The 928-nt window shown below is 46.1% G+C and carries 1 protein-coding gene; it reads left to right on the top strand.

Annotated elements, in window-relative coordinates:
- Positions 1-928: EF-Tu/IF-2/RF-3 family GTPase (locus A3761_RS28015; protein WP_369808247.1), on the top strand; the 928-nt coding region annotated here is incomplete at both ends.

Below are 928 nucleotides of genomic sequence, written 5' to 3'. Positions count from 1 at the left end.
CGATATCCAGTTTGCACCACTTTCTGCACTGAAAGGTGTTAACACAATCAGCAATAGCGACAAGACACCTTGGTACAAAGGCAAGCCTCTAATGGAGATGCTTGAGTCAGTCGAAATAGCTAAAGACAAGAATCTGGAAGACTTCCGCCTACCAGTACAATACGTTAACCGCCCTAACCTTAACTTCCGTGGTTTCTGTGGAACGATTGCTTCGGGTATCGTTAAGCCTGGCGATAAAATTACTGCACTTCCTTCGGGTAAAAGCAGTACCGTAAAAGAAGTCGTGACCTTTGAAGGTTCACTGGATGAAGGTTTCGCAGGTCAAGCGGTTACGCTTACCTTGAATGATGAAATCGATATCAGTCGTGGCGATATGATTGTTCAGTCTGACAATCACCCAACGGTAAGTTCTGCGGTAAAAGCACATATCGTTTGGATGTCTGAAGACAAAATTCAGCCAGGCAAGCTTATTGATATTAAACTTGGTTCCAAGCAGGCTTCAGCGTCAATTCAGTCAATTGAGCATTTAATTGACGTTAATACGCTTGAGAAAAAGGATGCCAGCGAACTAGAGCTTAACAGTATTGCATTGTGTACGATCCATGCAAACCAGACACTTGCGTTTGACCCATATGGTGAAAACAAAGCAACGGGCGCCTTCATTATTATCGACCGTCTAACCAACGTAACGGTTGGCGCAGGCATGATCGTTGAAGCCGCTGAAGATACTAGCGCACAGTGGGAACCTGTTAGCGAAGCAGAGCGTGCAGCGCGTTTAGATCACCAGGTAGCCTCGATTATTGCTTGCTCAGGTGAAGCGGGTGATGTACTCGCTCAAGCCGCTGAGCGTAAGCTGTTCAATCAGGGTCGAACTTGCCTGTTGATCACCTCTCACATGGCCGACAACGATGCAGATAAACTCTTGATT

This window comes from Oleiphilus sp. HI0123 (assembly GCF_001635315.1).
The sequence above is the reverse complement of the archived record's forward strand: the minus strand, read 5'-3'. Positions and strand labels throughout refer to the sequence as shown.